General features: G+C 57.3%; 14 protein-coding genes. 5 read left to right on the top strand and 9 right to left on the bottom strand.

The genetic code is table 11. The annotated features are described in order from the left end of the window. The first annotated feature begins 93 nt into the window (after positions 1 to 93). Positions 94 to 750, top strand: coding sequence for a histidinol-phosphatase (locus tag AUC60_RS08960; protein ID WP_087265908.1), 657 nt, complete (start codon positions 94 to 96; stop codon positions 748 to 750). 108 nt (positions 751 to 858) lie between these two features. On the opposite strand, the gene AUC60_RS08955 is transcribed toward AUC60_RS08960, so the two are convergent. Together AUC60_RS08955 and ilvA are read right to left on the bottom strand one after the other, a co-directional pair. Beyond that, entirely contained in the window at positions 859 to 1,287 is a 429-nt protein-coding gene (locus tag AUC60_RS08955; RefSeq protein WP_087265906.1) for a DUF2269 domain-containing protein, read from the bottom strand. Between the two features lie 160 nt (positions 1,288 to 1,447). After that, complete coding sequence (ilvA, locus tag AUC60_RS08950) at positions 1,448 to 2,962, bottom strand: threonine ammonia-lyase, biosynthetic (RefSeq protein ID WP_087265904.1); 1,515 nt, start codon at positions 2,960 to 2,962, stop codon at positions 1,448 to 1,450. A gap of 239 nt (positions 2,963 to 3,201) precedes the next feature. Here ilvA and rpiA point away from each other — a divergent pair, with 239 nt between their 5' ends. Further along, the gene (rpiA, locus tag AUC60_RS08945; RefSeq protein ID WP_087265902.1) at positions 3,202 to 3,873 is read left to right on the top strand and encodes a ribose-5-phosphate isomerase RpiA; all 672 of its coding nucleotides are present in this window, start codon (positions 3,202 to 3,204) and stop codon (positions 3,871 to 3,873) included. A 123-nt stretch (positions 3,874 to 3,996) separates the two neighbouring features. Here the strand turns inward: rpiA and AUC60_RS08940 are convergent, their stop codons facing one another. The 4 genes from AUC60_RS08940 to AUC60_RS08925 all read right to left on the bottom strand — a co-directional run bounded on the left by AUC60_RS08940 (position 3,997) and on the right by AUC60_RS08925 (position 8,364). Next, positions 3,997 to 4,899 (bottom strand): SdiA-regulated domain-containing protein, encoded by a 903-nt coding sequence (locus AUC60_RS08940; RefSeq protein WP_087265900.1) that lies wholly within the window; start codon positions 4,897 to 4,899, stop codon positions 3,997 to 3,999. 258 nt (positions 4,900 to 5,157) lie between these two features. Next, positions 5,158 to 6,078, bottom strand: a complete 921-nt coding sequence (locus AUC60_RS08935; RefSeq protein WP_087265898.1) for an SdiA-regulated domain-containing protein — start codon at positions 6,076 to 6,078, stop codon at positions 5,158 to 5,160. Between the two features lie 175 nt (positions 6,079 to 6,253). Further along, positions 6,254 to 6,919 (bottom strand): fumarylacetoacetate hydrolase family protein, encoded by a 666-nt coding sequence (locus AUC60_RS08930; protein ID WP_087265896.1) that lies wholly within the window; start codon positions 6,917 to 6,919, stop codon positions 6,254 to 6,256. Positions 6,920 to 6,969: 50 nt separating this feature from the next. After that, positions 6,970 to 8,364, bottom strand: coding sequence for an FAD-binding oxidoreductase (locus tag AUC60_RS08925; protein WP_087265894.1), 1,395 nt, complete (start codon positions 8,362 to 8,364; stop codon positions 6,970 to 6,972). Between the two features lie 169 nt (positions 8,365 to 8,533). On the opposite strand from AUC60_RS08925, the gene serA reads away from it, so the two are divergent. After that, a complete protein-coding gene (serA, locus tag AUC60_RS08920) occupies positions 8,534 to 9,763 on the top strand; it encodes a phosphoglycerate dehydrogenase (protein ID WP_087265893.1) in 1,230 nt (409 codons plus the stop codon). Between the two features lie 169 nt (positions 9,764 to 9,932). Here the strand turns inward: serA and AUC60_RS08915 are convergent, their stop codons facing one another. After that, complete coding sequence (locus tag AUC60_RS08915; protein WP_087265891.1) at positions 9,933 to 10,370, bottom strand: DUF4399 domain-containing protein; 438 nt, start codon at positions 10,368 to 10,370, stop codon at positions 9,933 to 9,935. A 233-nt stretch (positions 10,371 to 10,603) separates the two neighbouring features. Further along, positions 10,604 to 11,227 (bottom strand): 2OG-Fe(II) oxygenase, encoded by a 624-nt coding sequence (locus AUC60_RS08910; protein ID WP_087265888.1) that lies wholly within the window; start codon positions 11,225 to 11,227, stop codon positions 10,604 to 10,606. A gap of 119 nt (positions 11,228 to 11,346) precedes the next feature. Here AUC60_RS08910 and AUC60_RS08905 point away from each other — a divergent pair, with 119 nt between their 5' ends. Continuing rightward, a complete protein-coding gene (locus tag AUC60_RS08905; protein ID WP_087265886.1) occupies positions 11,347 to 12,105 on the top strand; it encodes a DUF2059 domain-containing protein in 759 nt (252 codons plus the stop codon). A 9-nt stretch (positions 12,106 to 12,114) separates the two neighbouring features. On the opposite strand, the gene bipL is transcribed toward AUC60_RS08905, so the two are convergent. Next, positions 12,115 to 13,071 (bottom strand): phospholipase BipL, encoded by a 957-nt coding sequence (gene bipL, locus AUC60_RS08900; protein ID WP_087265884.1) that lies wholly within the window; start codon positions 13,069 to 13,071, stop codon positions 12,115 to 12,117. Positions 13,072 to 13,162: 91 nt separating this feature from the next. Here bipL and AUC60_RS08895 point away from each other — a divergent pair, with 91 nt between their 5' ends. Then, on the top strand, positions 13,163 to 13,735 hold the full coding sequence (locus tag AUC60_RS08895; protein WP_087265882.1) for a DUF6436 domain-containing protein: 573 nt from the start codon (positions 13,163 to 13,165) through the stop codon (positions 13,733 to 13,735). The last annotated feature ends 72 nt before the right edge of the window (positions 13,736 to 13,807 follow it).

The following is a 13,807-nucleotide window of genomic DNA, read 5'->3' as shown; positions in this document are numbered from 1 at the left end:
CAAAGCAGCAACGAGGCTTAGCAGGTTATGTGAAGAGTTGTGAAAACCTCGTATTCTGGTGCTCTTTTTTCAGCAATTTCAGCGAGTAACCGCATGCGCCTGGCTTTATTCGACCTCGACAACACGCTTCTGGGTGGTGACAGCGACCACGCCTGGGGTGATTACCTGTGCGAACGCGGCATCCTGGATACCGCGACTTACAAAACCCGCAACGATGAGTTCTATCAGGATTATCTGGCCGGGACTTTGAACCTGACCGACTACCTGAACTTCTCACTGGAAATCCTCGGCAGCACCGAGATGGCCCAGCTAGACGCGTGGCATCGTGATTTCATGCGTGATTGCATCGAACCGATCATCTTGCCCAAGGCGCTGGAACTGATCGCCAAGCATCGCGAAGCCGGCGACACGCTGGTGGTCATCACCGCTACCAACCGCTTCGTCACCGGGCCGATCGTTGAGCGCCTGGGTATCGAGACGCTGCTGGCGACTGAATGCGAAATGGTCGACGGACGCTATACCGGACGAACCACCGATGTGCCGTGCTTCCGCGAAGGCAAAGTGACACGACTCAATCGATGGCTGGAAGAGAACCAGCTCAGTCTGGAAGACAGCTATTTTTACAGCGACTCGCTGAATGATCTGCCGCTGCTGGAAAAGGTCGCCAACCCGGTAGCCGTGGACCCGGACCCGAAATTGCGCGCCGAAGCTGAAAGCCGTGGCTGGCCGGTGATTACACTGCGTAATTGACTGGTTTGTTGGAGCGAGGCTTGCCCGCGAAGAAGGATTGCGCGATCTATCAGCTCCACCGCAGCGACTTATTCGCAGGCAAGCCTCGCCCCAACAGACGCCTAACGGTCAAACCGGCTTGGCGCCCATCAACCCGGCAATGGCGATAAAACAGACAAAACTGAAAATCGCCAGCGCCAAGGTGAATTTCAGCCCTGCCTTGGCTGGATCAATACGCAACCGGTTCAAACGCGCAACCAGCCACAGCCAGCTCAACGCCCCCAAGGTGTAAAGCACGCTGCTCGCTAATACCCAGGTTTGCCCAAGAGGCCAGCCAACCAGGTGCGCCAGCCACCAACCGGTGATCGGCATGGTCAGCAGGCACAATCCCATCAGGATCCAGGCAAATAGCCGAGGACGTAGTAACAAGCGGGTGTGGTTGGTGGTAAACCCTGCCCTGCGGCCCTTGATCAACCAGATAGTCAAACCGAGGGCGCTTAGCAAAAACAGCACCGTCGCCGAGATGTGCAAGGTTTTCAGGGCGGTGAGATGGTCCATTTTCGTAGGTTCCAGTTGAAGCGTTGGTTTAACGCAGATTACCTGTGGGAGCGGTGCTTGCCCGCGACAAACGATAACGCGGTGTGTCGTCTAGCTGCGTCTCATGTATCGCGGGCAAGCACCGCTCCCACATATTCTTGCCCACGCAGGAATACTGCATTCACCCCAAAAACAGCTTATAAGCCGGATTCTCGCTCTCATCCCAGTACGGATAGCCAATCTCGGCCAGTGCCGCCGGGACCAGGTGCCGCTCGTCCTCCGGCACCACCAGGCCCGCTACAACCCGGCCGTCGGCTGCGCCGTGGTTGCGGTAATGGAACATCGAAATCGTCCACTGGCCGCCCAGTTTGTTGAGGAAGTTGAACAGCGCACCCGGCCGCTCCGGGAACTCAAAACGGAACACCACTTCGTCGCTGACCCGCTCGGCATGCCCGCCGACCATGTGCCGGATGTGCAGCTTGGCCAGTTCGTTGTCGGTCAGGTCGATCACCGGGAAGCCCTGCTCGGTGAGGCTCGTGATCAGACCTTTACGTGGATCAGTGTCCGGATGCGTCTGCACGCCGACAAAAATGTGCGCTTCACGGTCGGTGTGGTAACGATAGTTGAACTCGGTGATCTGGCGTTTGCCAATGGCTTCGCAGAAGGCCTTGAAGCTGCCGGGCTGCTCGGGGATGGTCACGGCGATGATCGCCTCGCGACCTTCGCCCAGTTCGGCGCGCTCGGCGACGTGACGCAAGCGGTCGAAGTTGACGTTGGCACCGGAGTCGATCGCGACAAAGGTCTGGCCGCTGACTTCGTAATGTTCGACGTACTTCTTGATCCCGGCCACGCCCAGAGCGCCAGCCGGCTCGGTGATCGAGCGGGTATCGTCGTAAATATCCTTGATCGCCGCACATATTTCGTCGGTGCTGACGGTGATCACTTCGTCGACGTAATCCTTGCAGATGTCGAAGGTGTACTGACCAATCTGCGCGACCGCTACACCATCGGCGAACAACCCGACCTGCTGCAGCACAACCCGCTCGCCATAGGCCATGGCCTGTTGCAGGCAGTTGGAATCATCCGGCTCGACGCCGATTACTTTGATGTCGGGACGCAGGTATTTCACGTAGGCCGCAATACCAGCGATCAAACCGCCGCCGCCCACTGGGACGAAAATTGCGTCCAGCGGGCCCTGATGCTGACGAAGAATCTCCATTGCCACAGTGCCTTGCCCGGCAATCGTGTCTGGATCGTCATACGGGTGGATGTAAACGAAGCCCATTTCCTCGACCAGCTTCAGCGAATAAGCCAGTGCTTCCGGGAACGAGTCGCCGTGCAGTACCACCTTACCGCCGCGAGAACGTACACCCTCGACCTTGATCTCAGGGGTAGTTTTAGGCATCACGATGGTGGCTTCGACACCCAGCGTCTTAGCCGCCAGCGCCAGGCCTTGCGCATGATTGCCTGCCGAGGCCGTCACTACGCCACGGGCCAGTTCTTCAGGGCTGAGCTGCGCCAGCTTGTTATAGGCGCCACGGATCTTGAACGAGAACACGGGCTGCAAGTCTTCGCGCTTGAGCAGCACCTGGTTGCCCAGTCGCTCGGACAACTGACGAGCGCCCTGCAGCGGGGTTTCCACGGCCACGTCGTAGACACGGGAGGTGAGAATTTTTTTGACGTACTGTTCAAGCATCACGGCGACATCACTGGCGAAAGGGCAAGGACGGGAAGTCTAACCCGCACTCCGATGCACGACCACACGAATCACGGGGCTTTGGCGCTGGCATGTCGCTATAATGCGCGCCCTTTTACACATTACCGGTAGGAGCGAACTTGTTCGCGAGGCGTTGTGCCTGTGTACGCAGACTTGGCCCCCTCGCGAACAAGTTCGCTCCTACCATACGTGAACAACCAGGCACCCGTGGAGCCCGCATGAACCAGGATCAACTCAAACAAGCCGTGGCGCAGGCCGCCGTGGACTTCATCCTTCCGAAACTGGACGATAAAAGCATCGTCGGCGTCGGCACCGGCTCCACTGCCAACTGCTTCATTGATGCACTTGCCCAGCACAAAGGCGCATTCGACGGCGCAGTTGCCAGCTCCGAAGCCACGGCCGCACGCCTCAAAGGCCACGGCATTCCGGTGTACGAGCTCAATACCGTCAGTGATCTGGAGTTCTACATCGACGGCGCTGATGAAAGCGACGAGCATCTGAATCTGATCAAGGGCGGCGGCGCAGCATTGACCCGCGAAAAAATCGTCGCAGCCGTTGCCAAGACCTTTATCTGCATCGCTGACGCCAGCAAGCTGGTCTCGGTACTCGGCGCATTCCCGCTGCCGGTCGAAGTGATCCCGATGGCGCGCAGCCACGTTGCCCGCCAACTGGTGAAACTGGGCGGCGACCCGGTTTATCGCGAAGGCGTGCTGACCGATAACGGCAATATCATTCTTGATGTGCACAACATGAACATCACCAATCCGGCTGAGCTGGAAAACCAGATCAACGCAATCGTCGGCGTTGTGACTAATGGCCTGTTTGCTGCGCGCCCGGCAGATTTGCTGCTGTTGGGGACAAGTGAAGGGGTTAAGACGCTGACGCGTTGATTGCCTTCGCGAGCTTGACGTGGGACCGGCTTTAGCCGGGAAGGGATTGGTACATTCGCTACATCTTTATCGTCAGGAATGCTGCCTTCCCGGCTGAAGCCGGTCCCACGTCAGGCGCGCTGCTCAGGGCTTCTTGAACACATAAAACAGATTCGGCTCGCTCACCAGGTACAGGGTACCTTCGTCATCCATGGCGATGCCCTCGGCCTGCGGCACGGTTTTGCGCAGGCCCATTGAACCCTGGCTCAAAGAAACATTACCCACCGCCCGGCCTTTGGTATCGAGCTCAACGATTTGTCGGGACTCATCCGACAGCGCCAGCAGATGACCGCTACGCTCGTCGAACTGCAAACTGGAAATGTCCCGCACAAAAATCTCTGCATTACGCCGGGAGTCGGAAGACACCTCTACATTAGGCGTTTCGACGGTGGCATACGGGAAGCCGCGCACCTCGATTATCTGGACAGGTCGACGCTCCTTGGCGACAAAAAGACGCTGGCCTTTCGTGTCATACGCCAAGCCTTCGTAACCATTGTTATTACCGGAGCCGATACCCAGTGTCAGTTGCTCGGCATCTTTGGCGTCCAGAAAAGTGGTTTCATCATCGACGTGGATCTTGATCAGGCGCTGCTTGCGCTCATCGCTAATGACATAAACGCCAGGGCTTATGTATTCGACCGCTTCTGAGTCACCGAACCCTGTCAGAGGGATGCGGCGCAGAGTTCGGCCATCCAGGCTTAGTTCAACCAGTTGGGCGTCTTTGTTAGTCACCGTGAACAGGCTTTTGCGATCCGGATCATAGCTCAGGGCCGACGCATCAGAATCAAGACCCGCAATCGGTTGAGCTTCAACGACGACCCTATAACCCCCCAAGCCGATAGCCTGAGCGTCCTCGCCTTGCCACAAAATCCTCCAGTTGAAGGATGCACGTTCAACGACGCGATACTCACGGCCCGCAAAAAACGCCAATACAGTGAGAAGAATGATCAGAGGTATGAGGATTTTTCGGGAGAGAAGCAGGCGCATTCAGGTTGCTCAAGGTTCAGGGGATAGCATGGATACCATGCGAATATGAATTGAAACTTAATGGCGCAGAGCCACTAGACGCTACTCCTGTAGGAGTGACCGGGGTGGCGCCCCACCTTGCTCGCGATAGCGTATTTCCTGGCATTACTTTTTTAATCAAAGACCGCAATCGCGAGCAAGCTCACTCCTACAGGGGCCTTGCTTGCTGGGCTACAGCGTGGTCTCGGGGAGACCGAGGCCTCAAAAAGACTCTGCGAATCACTTCTTCTTAAACGAATAAAACAGGTTAGGCTCGCTGACGATGTACAAATTGCCGTCGTCGTCAAACGCTACGCCTTCAGCGCGTGGGATAGTGTCTTTCAAACCGTTGAAACCTCCCAGCAGGGTCATGAAGCTGACCTGTTGGCCGTTTTCATCCAGTTCCAGCAGCATGTGCGAGTCCGCGGACAGCGCCAGTGTGTGCCCGGTACGGGGCTCGACGGTCAACGAGGAGAGATTGCGCATGTCCAGAGACTTGCTCTCGACCTTTTGCTTCTCACCTTTCAATACGTCGCTACCATCGCTCTCCCAGGTGAATATCGCAGCGGGGCGCTCCTCTCCCAACAGCAATTGCTGGCGACGCGGATCCCAGGCAGTGCCCTCGAACGCTTTATTCTGATTATCGGAAGGACCGAGGTCGTATTCCCGGAAATCAGCGATGTTCAGGGTGGTGGTTTCTGGCGTGACCTTAACGATAGTCAGATGATGCTGACGCTCATCGCTGATAGCCACGAAGCCATTTTCCATGACGGCAACCGCCTCAGGATTGCTCCACCCAATCAACGGGATCTTGCGTAGCACGTCGCCTTTGAGAGTCAGTTCGACCAGAAATGGGTGCTTGCCCATGACCGCAAAAAGCGTTTTGGTCACAGGGTTATAAGACACATCCGACGCTTCGTCGTCCTCCATGCCTGGAAGCACTTTAGCGTCGATATCGACAACGTAGTCCGGCAGCCAGACGCTGGCCTTACGGTTGGCAAGACTTTCGAAACGCTCACCCAGCCACAGCAGGCCGCGATCATCCCAATGCATTGCATGAGCAACGCCGCCGCCAATCACCATCACCAGCAACAGCCAGACATACCAGCGCGGACGAGGTAGGCGACGTGGCGATTCGGCAGAAGATGAAGGGCTGGTCATGAGCATTCCCAAGTATGGATAACATCCGATGGCATAGTGCCCCAACAGGGGAACTGGAGGCCGGATTATCCAGATCAATTGTGAAAAAAACGCCAATTGTTCTATTTAAGGCTGCAAAAAACGCGAAAGCCGCCTGCGACGCTGGTCGCAGACGGCTTTGGGCGACTTCAGGGGATCAGCGAACGCTGCTTTCGAAGGGCTTCTGCCCTACCAGTTCCAGTACCAACTCATCGCCAGCCAACAGCGGGCCGACGCCTGCCGGAGTGCCGGTCATGATGACGTCACCGGCCTGCAGCGAGAAGCAGGCAGCCATGTGTTGAATCACCGGCACGATAGGGTTGAGCATGTCGCGGCTGTTACCGTCCTGGCGGACTTCGCCATTGATGGTCAGACGAATGCCGATGTCGGTCAGGTCGGAGAAGGTTTCAGCCGGAACAAACGGAGCGATGACCGCTGCACCGTCGAAAGACTTGGCCTCTTCCCATGGATAACCCTTGTCGCGCAGCTTGGTTTGCACGTCACGCAAGGTCAAGTCCAGCCCCGGAGCAAAGCCGGAGATCGCGTCCAGTACTTCTTCACGGGTCGGGTTCTTGGTCAACGGCTTGCCGATCAGCACGACAATTTCCGCTTCGTAGTGCACCGCGCCACGATCGGCCGGAATGGTGAAACCACCCTCCAGCGCAACAACGGCGCTGCCGGGCTTGATGAACAGCAGCGGCTCGGTTGGCACCGCGTTATTCAGCTCCTTGGCGTGCTCGGCGTAGTTACGACCCACGCATACGGCCTTGCCCATGGGAAAGTGGATGCTCGTTCCGTCGACATACTTGTGCTGATAGCTCATGGCGGCTCCTTGGTCTCGTTGTGGTCACGCCACTATAAAGTGACGGCCCATTAAACAGCGAAGATTTTTCCGGGGTTCATGATGCCGTTCGGATCGAACGCTGCCTTGATGGCCTTCATGTATTCGATTTCGACGGGCGAACGGCTATACGTCAGGTAATCACGCTTGGTCATGCCCACGCCGTGCTCGGCAGAAATCGAGCCGTTGTACTTCTGCACGGTCTCGAACACCCATTTGTTCACTCTGGCGCATTTGACGAAGAACTCTTCCTTGTCGAGCGCCTCAGGCTTGAGGATATTCAGGTGCAGGTTGCCATCACCGATATGGCCGTACCAGAGCACTTCAAAGTCGGGGTAGTGCTCGGCGACGATCGCATCAATTTCACTCAGAAACGCGGGCACTTTCGAGACGGTCACGGAGATGTCGTTCTTATAAGGCGTGAAGTGGGAAATGGTCTCGGAGATGTACTCGCGCAGCTTCCACAGGTTTTTCAGTTGCTGCTCGCTCTGGCTCATCACGCCATCCAGCACCCAGCCCTGCTCGACGCAATGCTCGAAGGTCGCCAATGCTTCATTGGCAAGGTCTTCAGTGGTGGCTTCGAATTCCAGCAGTACATAGAACGGGCATGGCGTATCGAACGGCGAAGGTACGTCGCCGCGAGCCATGACACGGGCAAACGACTTGTCGGAAAAGAACTCGAACGCCGTCAGGTCCAGCTTGCCGTGGAAGGCGTGGAGCACCGGCATGATCGAGTTGAAGTCAGCTGTGCCCAGCACCATCGCGGTCAGGTTCTTGGGAGCGCGGTCAAGGCGCATGGTGGCTTCGACGACAAAGCCCAGCGTACCTTCGGCACCGATGAACAACTGACGCATGTCGTAACCGGTCGCGTTCTTGATCAAGTCCTTGTTCAGTTCAAGGATGTCGCCCTTGCCAGTCACCACTTTCAGGCCCGCGACCCAATTGCGCGTCATGCCGTAGCGAATAACCTTGATCCCGCCGGCATTGGTGCCGATGTTACCGCCAATCTGACTGGAACCTGAGGAAGCGAAGTCCACCGGATAATAAAGGCCGTTTTCTTCCGCGAGGTTCTGCAGTTGTTTAGTGATTACACCGGGTTGAACGCGAGCCGTGCGCTCGGTGACGTTCAGTTCCAGCACCTGATTCATGTAATCGAACGAAACCACCACTTCGCCATTGGCAGCCACCGCCGCCGCGGAAAGACCCGTTCTGCCGCCGGAAGGCACCAGCGCAACCTTGTGTTCATTGGCCCACAGGACGATGGCCTGAACCTGCTCAATGGACTTGGGAAAGACAATGGCAACGGGCGCAGGCGTGAATTGTTTGGTCCAGTCCTTGCCGTAAGCCTCAAGGGATGCGGCATCGGTGAGCACTTTTCCAGGCTCAACCAGGGTCTTCAGTTCATCTACCAGTGCAGAATGGATCATCGACGGAACTCTCGAACAATTCATGGTCATCCTGAGAACGCTTCACGTCCAGGAATGGGGTTTCGCGGGGTGCATATGCTAGCATACGCCCCCCGCCAATCGAGCTGATGGCCCGATTCGCGACCGCTTCACTTACTGCCAAATTTCTCCGGGACACAGGTTAAAGCAGATGAGCAAGACTTCCCTCGACAAGAGCAAGATCAAGTTCCTTCTTCTCGAAGGCGTCCATCAATCCGCTGTGGATGTCCTCAAGGCAGCCGGCTATACCAGCATCGAGTACCACACCAAGTCTCTGCCGGAAGCCGAACTGAAAGAAAAGATCGCTGACGCTCACTTCATCGGCATCCGTTCCCGCACCCAGCTGACTGAAGAGATGTTCGATCACGCGAAGAAACTGGTCGCGGTCGGCTGCTTCTGCATCGGTACCAACCAGGTTGATCTGAGCGCAGCTCGCGAGCGCGGCATCGCGGTGTTCAACGCACCGTACTCCAATACTCGCTCCGTTGCCGAACTGGTATTGGCCGAAGCTATCCTGCTGTTGCGCGGCATCCCGGAGAAGAACGCATCCTGCCACCGTGGTGGCTGGATCAAAAGCGCAGCCAACTCCTTCGAAATCCGCGGCAAGAAACTGGGCATCGTGGGCTACGGCTCGATCGGTACTCAGCTGTCTGTGCTGGCCGAAAGCCTTGGGATGCAGGTGTTTTTCTTCGACCCGCTGACCAAGCTGCCATTGGGCAATGCAACTCAAGTACCAAGCCTGACCGAACTGCTGGGCATGGCCGACATCGTGTCTCTGCACGTGCCTGAATTGCCGTCCACCCAAATGATGATTGGCGAGAAAGAAATCCGCGCCATGAAAAAGGGCGCCATTCTGATCAACGCCGCTCGCGGCACGGTCGTGGACCTCGATGCTCTGGCAAACGCCATCAAGGACAAGCACCTGATCGGCGCCGCTATCGATGTGTTCCCGGTTGAGCCTCGCTCCAACGACGACATCTTCGAAAGCCCGCTGCGTGGCCTGGATAACGTGATCCTGACCCCGCACATCGGTGGTTCGACCGCCGAAGCGCAAGCCAACATCGGTCTGGAAGTGGCTGAGAAGCTGGTCAAGTACAGCGACAACGGTACGTCGGTGTCTTCGGTCAACTTCCCTGAAGTGGCCCTGCCTGCTCACCCTGGCAAGCACCGCCTGCTGCACATCCACGAGAACATCCCGGGCGTGCTGATGGAGATCAACAAGGTCTTCGCCGAAAACGGTATCAACATTTCCGGTCAGTTTTTGCAGACCAACGAGAAAGTCGGCTACGTGGTCATCGACGTCGATGCCGAGTATTCCGATCTGGCTCAGGAAAAGCTGCAACACATCAAAGGCACGATCCGTAGCCGCGTGTTGTTCTAAGCGGTTCCGGGGCAACAAAAAAGGAGACCTTCGGGTCTCCTTTTTTGTGGGTGTTGCCCTATATCTGTAGGAGCTCACGAGCACCGCGAGGCAGCGATGGTGGTATCCCTGACACACCGCTATCGCTGCCTCGCGGTGCTCGTGAGCTCCTACAGGATTATCGGTAACCTCAGCGCACATTCACCCTGATCACCTTCGATTCGACCGAAGGATTCAGCGGGATGTGGCTCTTGTCGCCGACCAGCAACTGCAAGGTGTGCGGGCCGGGCGGCAAGGTGACTTCGGTTTCGGTCTGACCTTTACCAAAATGACGAATGTTGTCGGTCATTGGCAGCGGCGCGTTCAGGTCCGGCTGGTCTTTGACATCGATCAACAGGTGGTGATGGCCGGTCTCGGGGATGTCTACCCCGGCAGGCGCGACGCCCATGCCTTTGAGGCCAAACTGGACCTTGAAGGTGCCAGGCACCGTCGCACCGTCTTTAGGCGAAATGATGTAAGCCTCGGCCCCGGCAGGTGACGGCGTGCGCGGAACATCGGCAGCACTGGCCATCAGCGAGACCCCGAGCAGCAGGCCGACGAAAGCAGTTTTTGCAAAAAGGGTTTTCATGAGTTCTCCAGTTTTTATAGGCACCAGCGATCAGCCTTTGAATGGCATGCCTATTACCATAGCGTGGTGGTGAGTTACTGGTTTGGAGAAGGGAGCTTTATGACAAAGATTTCATGCAGACCTCGCTTTTGCAGGAGCTGCCGAAGGCTGCGAAGCATTAATCCGGACAGACCGCTATCGCAGCCTTCGGCAGCTCCTACAGGTCAAGCGTTTGCTGCGCGACAAAGAGACACTTAAAACACCCCATCCCCACGCCGACGAAACCAACCCGTCAGGGAAAGTCGATCACGGCTGGCAGGCATGACCTCATGAGGGATATCACCAGACATGAACACGACCAGGCAGCCACCGGTTGGCTGCACGTCATATTCCACGTCGTCATCAAGGAACATTCGCAGTTGGCCGCCATGCTCCGGCAGCCAGGCATTGTTCAGATAAACCACCGCTGAGACCATGCGCCGGTCATCGTCGCGAAAACGATCCACATGCTTGAGGTAGAAAGCACCCGGCGGATACATCGCGAAATGGCTTTCGAAATCTTCCAGGCCAAGGAACAAACCGCGATTCAATGCCTGGCGCAAGCTGTCCATCAACCCCAGATAACGATCACAAGGTTCAGACTGCCCGGGCTCCAGCCACTGGATATGATCACCACGAATTCCTTCACGGATCTCTTGAAATGGCCCGCGACCGACAGCGGCGGGCGCCAGCTCACCTTCGGCGGCGCGCGTGCGGCACTCGCTGGCCAGCTCAAGCGTCAGGCTTTCGGGAAGGAAAATATTCTGCTGCGACCAGCCGCGGGCAGCGAGGTCGTCGACGATTCGAAGCAGCAGCGGATGATCAGAGGCGATTTGCATGGCGCATAGTATCCAGCCGCCCAAGAATAGTGAACGAAATTTCACAGGGGCGGCCAACTCATAACTCGACAAAGCCCCGCAACCACCGGGACAATAGCGGCCTGCCGACAGGAGTCCCTATGCGCCGTTTGTTTGTTGTGTTGTTGATGTGCTGCACGATGCCCGCCTGGGCAGACAGCTATGACCAGTTGTACAAGGTCGCCGGCTGGCCAGAACAGCGTGCGCATTTCAATGACGCTCTTAAAGCCGCGCAACAACGCTATCGCAACAGCCTGCCACCTGCGGTGTTTCAAGCGCTGGTCAACAACAGCAATCAGCGTTTCGCCCCACAAGCCATGGATCAACGCGCCGAACAGCGCCTGCGCGAAAGTCTGCGCAACCCGAACCCTGCGCTGCAATTCTTCCAGTCACCGCTCGGACGCAAGATCGTCAACGCCGAACTGACCGCTACCCGGCCTGATCAGTTGGCCAAGAATGCCAAAGGCTTGCCACAGATTCAGGCTGACGCCACTCGCCAACTGTTGATCGGCCATTTGGCTCAAGCGCTGCCTGCCAAAGAAGCCGGTGCTGAAGTCAGCCTGGCGATTGCCGGCGTTGCCGCCGACAGTTTGAGTCAGATGATTCCAGGATTACTGGGCGGCGGTCAGGCTCAAGGTATGCTCGACGGGCAACGTGAACGCCTGATGGCGCAAATCGCTGCCGACATGAACAACACTCTGCTTTATGTCTATCGCGACCTTTCCGATCCGGAACTGGAAGAGTTCTCGACATTCGCCGAATCTGCCGAAGGCAAGGCCTACTATCAAGCCGCACTGGCCGCGATTCGTGCGGGGCTAGCGGTTGGGCAAAGTTCTTCAAGCCTCGCCCCTGCGCAGTAACCCGGCTATTTAGCTCGCCTGCGCCAAACGTATTTTCTGTTCTATAAAGGCCAGGTACTGCGCCCTGAACTCCGGTATTTCATTAGCCAGATGGTGCCGCGCGTCGCTGAGCATGAGTATCCGGGGTTGACTGAATTTCTCGCTGAGCACCCCCAGGTTATGACTCCAGTCAACGGTCATATCGGCTTCGCCCTGGATAATGATCGGACTGCGCAGACTGACGGGCGCTGCTTCGACACGCTTGATCCAACGCACCAGCGCCCCGACCCATGCAGTGGGCAGACGCTGCGGCTGCAGGGGGTCAGCGAGCAGGAACGGCAAAAACGCCGGCGCATTGCTGTTTTCGCTGAAACGCCGGGCGATACCTGTAACGAAGGGATTGAGCAGGTAATAGCTGAGCCTGGACCAACCCCAGGCACGAGGCCTGACCAACGGCGCCAGCAGGATTACCTGACCTTGAGCGGGGCTTTCAATACCATGATTGAGCAGATGGTCGATCAGAATTGCACCACCAGTGCTTTGCCCACAAAGGTGCCAAGGTGCAGGCAGTTGCAGCGCGCTCGCTTCCTCGAACAGGCGCTGCAGCACCACTTGATACTCGGCAAAATCGTTGATGCTGGCCCGCGGACCACTGGACAAACCATGTCCGGGCAAATCGCAGGAAATGACCGCAAAGTTCATGCTCAGCGCCCATTCGATCAAATGCCGGAACAGACCCATGTGGTCATAAAATCCATGTATCAAAAACAACGTGGCCACTGGCTGATCCGGAATCCAGACCTGCCCGACAATGTCGTAGCCTCCCGCATCCATCCTCCCCAGCCAGGTGCGCAATGGCCGCTCCAGCCCCAACCTGTCCAGCACGTAAAAACGCTGGTAAGCCAATCCCTCGGCAGACAGCGGCTGGGCAGCGCTCAGCGGTTGCAGGCTGTTGCGCAATGCTTCGGGGTCGAACGTGGCAGACATGAGGTTTCCGGCGGGACGATAGACTGTGCTGCGATATTCAGCTGTATCCCTGAACATGGCAACCCGGCCCCCTCAAACAGATGCGCCTGAAATGAAATCCTCACGCCGCAACACGCTCGTCGCAGGTCTGATCGCGATTCTCTGCGCAGGGCTTTTGTGGGTCGGTTACGACTGGTTTCAAGGCCGCTACTTGCGGCCATTCAGCGACCAGGTGGCGTTTTTCGCGGGCGATTCGCTTCGCCTGCCGGATGAACTGGCCGGAACGGGGCGTGTTCGATTGGTACATTTCTGGGATCCGGCGTGCCCCTGCAACGTTGGAAACCAGCAACACCTTGCGGAGCTGATCGAGCATTTTGCTGCGCAAGGTGGCGTGGATTTCTACGCGGTGCAAAAGCCCGGCAGCCACGGCCGGTTGCCCTCCACGCTGAGCGCAATCAAACCCATCGCTTACTTGCCGGGCGCAGAACGCGTCAGCGCAAGCCCCGCCGTGGCCATCTGGGATCGAGACGGCAAGCTGGCGTACTTCGGCCCCTACAGCGAAGGCCTGACGTGTAACTCGAGCAACAGTTTTATCGAACCCATTTTGCAAGAGCTGACCGCAGGGCGAACAGTGGATGCGACGCACAGCATGGCGGTGGGGTGTTATTGCGGGTGGAACGACTAGCAATGCACTCTCCTTCCTGCCCCGACATGAATTGAAGTTCGCCCTGTAGAAGCTCACGAGCACCGCGAGGCA

This window comes from Pseudomonas caspiana, from assembly GCF_002158995.1.
Lineage (GTDB): Bacteria > Pseudomonadota > Gammaproteobacteria > Pseudomonadales > Pseudomonadaceae > Aquipseudomonas > Aquipseudomonas caspiana.
This window is presented reverse-complemented; position numbering and strand designations above follow the sequence as displayed.

What these genes read in the sequence shown, in the direction of transcription:
- AUC60_RS08930 (WP_087265896.1), bottom strand. Translation starts at nt 6,919, where the DNA reads ATGAGCTATCAGCACAAGTATGTCGACGGAACGAGCATCCACTTTCCC.
- AUC60_RS08910 (WP_087265888.1), bottom strand. Translation starts at nt 11,227, where the DNA reads ATGCAAATCGCCTCTGATCATCCGCTGCTGCTTCGAATCGTCGACGAC.
- AUC60_RS08905 (WP_087265886.1), top strand. Translation starts at nt 11,347, where the DNA reads ATGCGCCGTTTGTTTGTTGTGTTGTTGATGTGCTGCACGATGCCCGCC.
- AUC60_RS08960 (WP_087265908.1), top strand. Translation starts at nt 94, where the DNA reads ATGCGCCTGGCTTTATTCGACCTCGACAACACGCTTCTGGGTGGTGAC.
- AUC60_RS08940 (WP_087265900.1), bottom strand. Translation starts at nt 4,899, where the DNA reads ATGCGCCTGCTTCTCTCCCGAAAAATCCTCATACCTCTGATCATTCTT.
- rpiA (WP_087265902.1), top strand. Translation starts at nt 3,202, where the DNA reads ATGAACCAGGATCAACTCAAACAAGCCGTGGCGCAGGCCGCCGTGGAC.
- AUC60_RS08925 (WP_087265894.1), bottom strand. Translation starts at nt 8,364, where the DNA reads ATGATCCATTCTGCACTGGTAGATGAACTGAAGACCCTGGTTGAGCCT.
- AUC60_RS08955 (WP_087265906.1), bottom strand. Translation starts at nt 1,287, where the DNA reads ATGGACCATCTCACCGCCCTGAAAACCTTGCACATCTCGGCGACGGTG.
- serA (WP_087265893.1), top strand. Translation starts at nt 8,534, where the DNA reads ATGAGCAAGACTTCCCTCGACAAGAGCAAGATCAAGTTCCTTCTTCTC.
- AUC60_RS08895 (WP_087265882.1), top strand. Translation starts at nt 13,163, where the DNA reads ATGAAATCCTCACGCCGCAACACGCTCGTCGCAGGTCTGATCGCGATT.
- AUC60_RS08915 (WP_087265891.1), bottom strand. Translation starts at nt 10,370, where the DNA reads ATGAAAACCCTTTTTGCAAAAACTGCTTTCGTCGGCCTGCTGCTCGGG.
- ilvA (WP_087265904.1), bottom strand. Translation starts at nt 2,962, where the DNA reads ATGCTTGAACAGTACGTCAAAAAAATTCTCACCTCCCGTGTCTACGAC.
- bipL (WP_087265884.1), bottom strand. Translation starts at nt 13,071, where the DNA reads ATGTCTGCCACGTTCGACCCCGAAGCATTGCGCAACAGCCTGCAACCG.
- AUC60_RS08935 (WP_087265898.1), bottom strand. Translation starts at nt 6,078, where the DNA reads ATGACCAGCCCTTCATCTTCTGCCGAATCGCCACGTCGCCTACCTCGT.